Source organism: uncultured Methanobrevibacter sp., assembly GCF_900316895.1.
Classification (GTDB): Archaea; Methanobacteriota; Methanobacteria; order Methanobacteriales; family Methanobacteriaceae; genus Methanocatella.
In genome coordinates this window covers 1-7,184 of sequence record NZ_ONER01000076.1, presented here as the reverse complement: position 1 = coordinate 7,184, position 7,184 = coordinate 1, and the positions used below count along the sequence as shown (strand labels likewise).

Sequence of the window (7,184 nt, the reverse complement as noted above, 5' to 3'; positions counted from 1 at the left end):
GCCTGAGGTATAAGTTTAGGAATCCATTCGGCATGATGTTCGGCAGCCAAACGGGGGTGGATACCTCCCTCTTCTGGAAATAGCTGCTTTCCAGCCATTGCCAGAATATTTCCGTCACTGTCAACAATGCCTACACCGGTTTTTTCTGCTGTTCCTTCAATTCCTAAACATATCAAGATAATCATCTGGGAAAATTTAATTAATTAGTATATTACTACTTATGAATATAAAAATATTTTTTAATTTCAAAAAACATAAGTGAAAGTATGGGATTTTATAGTGCAAATACTCCAGAACAGAAGAGAGTAAAACAATTGACCGGAGATATCAACATCAACGATATGTTCAAAAACGAATGCAACACTCGTGGAATACCGATTTACAATGCATACAATATTCAAAAGAGACTGATACACGAAGTGGAGCAGGAACAGCTGGTTGGCGTTGACCAAGTGGATGACAGACTGATGGAACTTTTGGACGAAAGAGGAAAAAACAAGGTGACACACAGATATGTTGACTTTGTCTCAAGAGAGGACAGTGCCTCAAAGGGAGTGATACCTAAAAGAGGCGATGAAACATCTTCACTTCCGCCAAAAGATCAGATAAGAATCCCTCCAAGAGCAAGAGACGGACAGACATTCAAGACAGACAATGAATTGTCACAGGAAGAAATGCTGAAGAAAATCATGCTTCAGAACAAAAAGATTATTAATCAAAACAAGATTATAATTGACTTATTAAAAAAGCAAGGTGAGAATAATGATTGATGGAATTACAACCTACGGCTCAACCGACCTGATAGAAAAACTTCAGGAAGCGGAAGACGACGCCGTATTTCTGCTTACAATAGGAACAACTGAAACCTCACTGATAGATGGAATTTCAGGAGCCGGTCCATCTGCAGACCTGACCGAATACACACCTGCAGGCGATGCAGAATTCATGGTTCTTGGAGAAGTGAGATGCTGTGAAGCTCCTGCAGAAACCGTTGTTGGAGATGCTGCAGCACCAACCCCCGCAAGGCTTACAAAGGCATCACTCCAGCTTGCAAGCATTCCATTTGTTATCGTTGATGCCGGTTCCAAAATCAAACCAGATGTCGAATATGTCAATCTGGGAAAGGATTACGGTAGAGACATAAGAACCGGAAAAGGAGTCTTAAACCCATTGGAAATATTGGAAAATGCAAAGGATTTGGGAAATGAGTTATCCCAAAGACATGAAATGCTCATTATCGGTGAAAGCATAGCAGCCGGAACCACAACCGCCCTAGGTGTCCTAAAGGCGTTAGGATACGAGGCAAATGAGAAGGTCAGCGGAAGCATGCCTCACAATCCTCACGATTTAAAATCAAAAACTGTTGATGAAGGCCTTGAAAATGCCGGAATAACACCTGGCGAAGCAGATGCAATCCAGGCAATCGGTGCAGTGGGAGATCCGACAATCCCTGCAATTGCTGGAATAGTATTGGGTTCAGACATCCCAATCATTCTGGCCGGAGGAACACAGATGGCAGCAACCTGTGCTGTAATAAAATCCCTTCAGCCAACATTTGACTTTTCAAGAATCAATCTGGCCACCACAGTATTTGTTGCAGGCGACGAGACTGCAGACCTCTTCGGAATTTTAGAACAAATTGACGACAGCATCACAGTCCATGCGGTAGACCCTAGATTTGAGGAATCAGAACATGAAGGATTGAAAAACTATCTGAAAGGATTCGTCAAGGAAGGTGCCGGAGCTGGCGGAGCAATGTTTACAGCGCTCGTTTTAGGAAATTCCGTTGAAAAACTAAGAAGAAAAATAGAAAAAGTTTGTAAATAGAGATTAATTACAATCTCTACTTTTTTTAAATTTTAAAATATATGAGCGATTGAGCCCATAAAGACCAATAAGCCCATCAACCAACAGTAATAAGCGAAAATATCCAAGCTCTTGTTTTGTATCAAATCAAGCATCCACTTGATAGCCATATAACCTGCAATTATTGATGCGATAAAACCTAAAAACACTGGAAGGAAGTTTGCATCCATTGCAGAGCCTATGTCCTTAAGCTGCAATACAAAAGCTCCTAGAATTGCTGGTATTGATAATATGAAGCTGAATTTAGCTGCAAATTCTTTGTTAAGACCTATTGTCAAACCTGCCGCAATTGTTGTTCCTGAACGTGAAAGACCAGGCAATATTGCACAAGCTTGACCTAAACCCATGAACAATGCTTCTTTTTTAGTTATTGTATTATAATTGATTTCTCCGCTTGTCATCCTTTGTGATAGATACAGAATGGTACCTGTTACAAAAAGGAAAAATGCCGGAACATACAGTGCACCTGAAAATAAAGCGTCAACAGAGTCTTCAAACAGCACTCCCACAATACCAACAGGAACAGTAGCTAAGAGAACATACCATGCAAGCCTCTTGTATGGATCCTCATAGAATCCTTCCTTAAATCTTCCCTGAAGGATATCCTGAAGGCTTGCCACCCATGACATGAGCATCTTGTAGATGTCGTATCTGAAAAACCACATTACCGCAATCAATGTTCCCAAATGCAGAAAAGTGTCAAAAGCAAGAGAGCTTTGAACACCCAGTATCTTTTGAATGAAAACTAAATGTGCTGAACTACTAACCGGCAGGAATTCAGTCAGTCCCTGAACGATACCGATTATAATTCCCTGAATTATATCCATAGGCTACACCAATTTAAATGTAAGATAACCAGTTGTACTTATCTTCTGTTTTAGCTTCTACGATATCAAAGAAAGCGGTTTGTATTTTTTCTGAAATTGGTCCTCTTTTACCGATTCCAATGGTTCTGTGGTCAATTGAACGAATTGGAGTAACTTCAGCTGCAGTTCCTGTGAAGAATACTTCATCAGCAGCGTATAATCTTTCTCTTGAAATTACTTCCTCTACGACTTCATAACCTAAGTCACGTGCAATTGTCATTACTGAATCTCTGGTAATTCCTTTCAGGTTAGATGAGGACATTGATGGTGTGAACAGTTTTTCGCCTTCAACGAGGAAAATGTTTTCTCCACTACCTTCGGAAACGTGGCCTTCATAATCAAGCATGATAGCTTCGTCATAACCGTTGTCGATAGCTTCAAGTTTAGCCAATTGAGAGTTCATGTAGTTTGCACCACATTTTGCAAGTGCAGGGAAAGTGTCAGGTGCCGGTTTTCTCCAGGATGAGACCCCGATGTCTACACCGTTTGCCATTCCTTCTTCACCTAAGTATGATCCCCATTCCCAAGCGGCAATAACCACATTTACAGGACAGTTGGAAGGGTCAACTCCAAGTTCCCCATAGCCTTTGAATACGATAGGGCGTATGTAACATCCATCTAATTCATTGACACGAACTGTTTCTAGGATTGCCTCTTCGATTTCTTCTTGTGTATATGGAATTTCGATCTTATAGATTTTTGCAGAATCAAATAAACGTTGAACGTGCTCTTTTAGGCGGAATACTCCTACACCGTTTTCGTTTTTATATGCACGAATTCCTTCAAAAACACTTGTACCATAATGGACAACATGAGAGAGTACATGAATGTTTGCATCTTTCCAGTCTACCATGTTTCCATCAAACCATATTTTACTAGCTGTGTCATCCCAAGCCATTTTATCACTTCAAAATTTTTTTTACAATAATAAATATTGTTTTTATTATTATTTAAAATATATTCATAGACAGAATTTGGAAAAATAGTAAAGTATATATAATAGTAAAATCATAATAATATTTGTTGGTTCCGTGGTCTAGTGGTATGATACCTCCCTTACAAGGAGGGGATCACGAGTTCGAGTCTCGTCGGAACCACTCTGATTTTTTTTAAATATTTCACTTAAAAGTCTACTTTTTCATTGTTTGAAAAGGGTAATTTTTAACTTAAATTTTGGCATATCTAACATAATTTTTAATAAAAAAATTCCATAAAATATATCAATTGTATAATATTTTATGTATAAAATAATATAATGAACAGATTTCATGAAAAATATTAATATAATAGTTAAAAACATTAAATAATAAAATTTAAATAGTTTTTGAATGAAAAATATTAGTATCAAATATGGAGATAAAATTATGGTAGTTAAAATTGCTATTATTAAAAGTGGTAATATTGGTACTTCACCAGTAATTGACCTATTGTTAGACGAAAGAGCAGACAGACCAAACATCGATGTAAGAACCTTTGGATCTGGAGCAAAAATGAACCCAGAACAAGTAGAAGACGTTGTACCTAAAATAGACGCTTTCGAACCTGATTTCGCAATCTTCATTAGCCCAAACCCAGGAGCACCTGGACCAGCTAGAGCAAGAGAACTCTTATCTGAAAAAGACATTCCTGCTATTATCATCGGTGACGCACCTGGTAAAGGTAAAAAAGATGAAATGGACGAACAAGGTCTCGGATACATCATCGTTATGTCTGACCCAATGATCGGTGCAAAAAGAGAATGGTTAGACCCAACTGAAATGGCTATCTTCAACTCTGACATCTTAAAAGTATTAGCTGAAACTGGTGCATTAAGATTAGTCCAAAAAACCATTGACACCGTAATCGAACAAGCAGAAGCTGGTGCAATCGAATTACCTAAACTCATCATTACTGCTGAAAAAGCTGCAGAAGCTGGTGGATTCGCAAACCCATACGCAAAAGCAAAAGCTATCGCTGCATACGAAATGGCAGGATCCGTTGCTAACTTAGACATGAAAGGTTGTTTCATGACCAAAGGTTTCGAAAACTTCATCCCATTAGTAGCTGCTGCTCACGAAATTGCTGCATGTGCTGCTAAATTAGCACAAGAAGCAAGAGAAATCGAAAAAGCAAATGATACTGTTTTAAGAACCCCTCACATGAAAGAAGGAAACCCAGGTTGTAAAACAGACTTAATTTCAAAACCAGAATAAGTAGTTTAATTACTACTTTATTTTTTTCTTTTTTTTAACCGACCATCCAAAAACAGACCATCTTATCCAATAACTGATTTTTAATATATTACACCCAATCTGTAACTGAGATTTAGATAATTTAATAACTATTGAATTAAAAAAATAGTATTATTCTTGGATATGGGGTGTTATTTTGAAAATTTTTAAAATCTTAATGGTTTTCATTCTGCTGATAATGATGATTGGCACCGTGAATGCAGCGGACAATGCAGTTCAAAATGACACTGAAACAATTGGAGATTCATCTGACGCATTAAACGGTGAATCCTTCAATGGAGATGACTTTTATATAACTCCAAATGAAAGAGATGAAAACGCACTGAATTCAAATAGCATTGAAAATCATGAAGAAGTCCCATATGACAACAAATACTACCTTTTCAGGGGCGACTGCTGGACCACAAACAACAATTTTGAATCAAGTGCATCAGTCACCAGCGAAACACCAAGTGACCTGACCGTTACCGGAACCTTCCGTACCGAAAACGACATTATCGGATTATACTGGAATTCAAAAGATCCTATTCAGCATCCATATATTAGCTACGGAAATCGCAGCAATTATTCTGACGTGACACTGGAATTTGATTATGAGATGACAGGCTGCATGGATTTCTCAGACATCAGAATAAACATCATAATTGCTGCCAATACCGGAGAAACTTATTTCATCACTATGAACCGATTTATTGAAAACCATCATGTCAGCATAGATTTCAATAATTTAACATTGCTGCCGGGAAATTCCTATCTGGACAGGAACGGGCAAGGCGTAATCGTTGACAGGGAAACAAAACTGGATGTGACAAACCTGAAATACATCATGCTTTCACTGCTTCCCGCAAATTTCGTTGAAAGCAGCACACAATATAGAATTACTGAAAATGAAAATTTCACCTGCAGAATATCCAACATAACCGTCGGCAATGGAGAAATCAGCAACGAACAATTGCCGTTAAGCCCTCACCAGTACAGACTTTGTGAAGATTATGATGATATCTATAACATTAATCCAATGAGAATCAGCAAGGAAATGAGAAAATTAGGCTATGTCGGGTGGGTTGACCTATACATTGGTGCTTCCTATTTCTATGAGAAAAGCGGCATTGCTGGAGACGTGATTACTGATATGGGATTCAACCACAACAGAACCGAAAAAATGGTCTTGAATAAAGATGTGCCATTGAACACTGCATTTAGAGCCTGGCTGGATTGTTATTCACATGAACTGAAAAAGAATGGTGTTGAAAACCTAATCATCAGCCTTTCCATGGAGAATATGCAATGTCCTCAAAGCTGGAGACAAATGGATGCCAACGGCAATTTCGCCATGACCGGATGGAGCCCGTCTACATTCTTTTACAGTCCATGCCATGAGGATGTCATTCAATATATGCAGAAGGTAAGTGAAGAGTGTCTGGACATTATTGTAAGCAATGGCTTTAGACCTATTCTGCAGATGGGTGAATCCTGGTGGTGGTGGAGTGAAAATCAATTGCCAAACCAGTCCCCATGCTTCTATGACAATGCAACAAAAGCCAAATATTTGGCCGAACACGGCACTGCCCTACCTGAATATGACAATGCATGGGACAGCGAATATAACCGAACAGCCATACAATGGCTGAATCAGCAGCTGGTGCATTACAGCGATGCCCTTCGTGAAGTCGTCAAGGGAGACAAGTATAGCGACGGATTATATATGGCTTTGTTCTTCCCGCCAAGCGTTACTGATGCGGATAGAGTTCCTCAAATGATAAGAGATGCAAACTACCTGGTTGACGCATACTCACCTTCCAAACTAGACATTCTCCAGATTGAGGATTACGATTGGGTAATATCAGAAGATTCACATCACAGCGAGGCTTATACCATCGGTCTGGATTTGGGATTCAGTGCGGACAGACTGCATTACTTCGGAGGATTTGTCGAAAAGCCTGAAGATGCAGACAGATACTGGAAACTGATAAATCAGTCAATGGATGATGCAATAGAAAAGGGATTTGAAGAGGTTTTTGTCTGGGCAGGAGTGCAGGTTCGCAGGGACAATAAAATCATCGGCCATGATGAGAATGAAATATTAATAGGTTTGACACCGCCGACAATAGCTTCACCGGATTATGTGAGCGTTGATGAAAAATTCACAATTGCGATGCATGCAAATGAATGGGTTAACGGCACTTTCAATGTATACGACTATAACAATGGTGTAAAAGGA

6 protein-coding genes, 1 tRNA gene and 1 pseudogene are annotated in these 7,184 nt (G+C 39.0%); 5 read left to right on the top strand and 3 right to left on the bottom strand.

From position 1 onward, the window contains the following. Nucleotides 1-185: pseudogene (locus tag QZN27_RS07860) on the bottom strand (serine/threonine protein kinase); the annotation flags it as partial. Nucleotides 186-266: 81 nt separating this feature from the next. Between QZN27_RS07860 and QZN27_RS07855 the strand changes: the two are divergent. Together QZN27_RS07855 and cobT are read left to right on the top strand one after the other, a co-directional pair. After that, complete coding sequence (locus tag QZN27_RS07855) at nucleotides 267-770, top strand: hypothetical protein (RefSeq protein WP_296786068.1); 504 nt, start codon at nucleotides 267-269, stop codon at nucleotides 768-770. Further along, nucleotides 763-1,827, top strand: coding sequence for a nicotinate mononucleotide-dependent phosphoribosyltransferase CobT (gene cobT, locus QZN27_RS07850; protein WP_296786067.1), 1,065 nt, complete (start codon nucleotides 763-765; stop codon nucleotides 1,825-1,827). The genes QZN27_RS07855 and cobT overlap by 8 nt, the downstream gene beginning before the upstream one ends. A gap of 32 nt (nucleotides 1,828-1,859) precedes the next feature. On the opposite strand, the gene QZN27_RS07845 is transcribed toward cobT, so the two are convergent. Together QZN27_RS07845 and QZN27_RS07840 are read right to left on the bottom strand one after the other, a co-directional pair. Next, the gene (locus QZN27_RS07845; RefSeq protein WP_296786064.1) at nucleotides 1,860-2,693 is read right to left on the bottom strand and encodes an undecaprenyl-diphosphate phosphatase; all 834 of its coding nucleotides are present in this window, start codon (nucleotides 2,691-2,693) and stop codon (nucleotides 1,860-1,862) included. A gap of 13 nt (nucleotides 2,694-2,706) precedes the next feature. Next, on the bottom strand, nucleotides 2,707-3,630 hold the full coding sequence (locus tag QZN27_RS07840) for a branched-chain amino acid transaminase (RefSeq protein WP_296786062.1): 924 nt from the start codon (nucleotides 3,628-3,630) through the stop codon (nucleotides 2,707-2,709). Nucleotides 3,631-3,757: 127 nt separating this feature from the next. On the opposite strand from QZN27_RS07840, the gene QZN27_RS07835 reads away from it, so the two are divergent. From QZN27_RS07835 to QZN27_RS07825, 3 genes are all read left to right on the top strand, one after another. Beyond that, a tRNA-Val gene (locus tag QZN27_RS07835) sits at nucleotides 3,758-3,829 on the top strand. A 267-nt stretch (nucleotides 3,830-4,096) separates the two neighbouring features. After that, entirely contained in the window at nucleotides 4,097-4,924 is an 828-nt protein-coding gene (locus tag QZN27_RS07830) for a F420-dependent methylenetetrahydromethanopterin dehydrogenase (protein WP_296786059.1), read from the top strand. 175 nt (nucleotides 4,925-5,099) lie between these two features. Beyond that, a partial coding sequence (locus QZN27_RS07825) for a hypothetical protein (RefSeq protein WP_296786056.1) occupies nucleotides 5,100-7,184 on the top strand: 2,085 nt, incomplete at its 3' end.

Bases quoted from the DNA above. Each gene is read 5' to 3' on its own strand.
- cobT (WP_296786067.1), top strand. From the start codon at position 763: ATGATTGATGGAATTACAACCTACGGCTCAACCGACCTGATAGAAAAA.
- QZN27_RS07830 (WP_296786059.1), top strand. From the start codon at position 4,097: ATGGTAGTTAAAATTGCTATTATTAAAAGTGGTAATATTGGTACTTCA.
- QZN27_RS07855 (WP_296786068.1), top strand. From the start codon at position 267: ATGGGATTTTATAGTGCAAATACTCCAGAACAGAAGAGAGTAAAACAA.
- QZN27_RS07845 (WP_296786064.1), bottom strand. From the start codon at position 2,693: ATGGATATAATTCAGGGAATTATAATCGGTATCGTTCAGGGACTGACT.
- QZN27_RS07840 (WP_296786062.1), bottom strand. From the start codon at position 3,630: ATGGCTTGGGATGACACAGCTAGTAAAATATGGTTTGATGGAAACATG.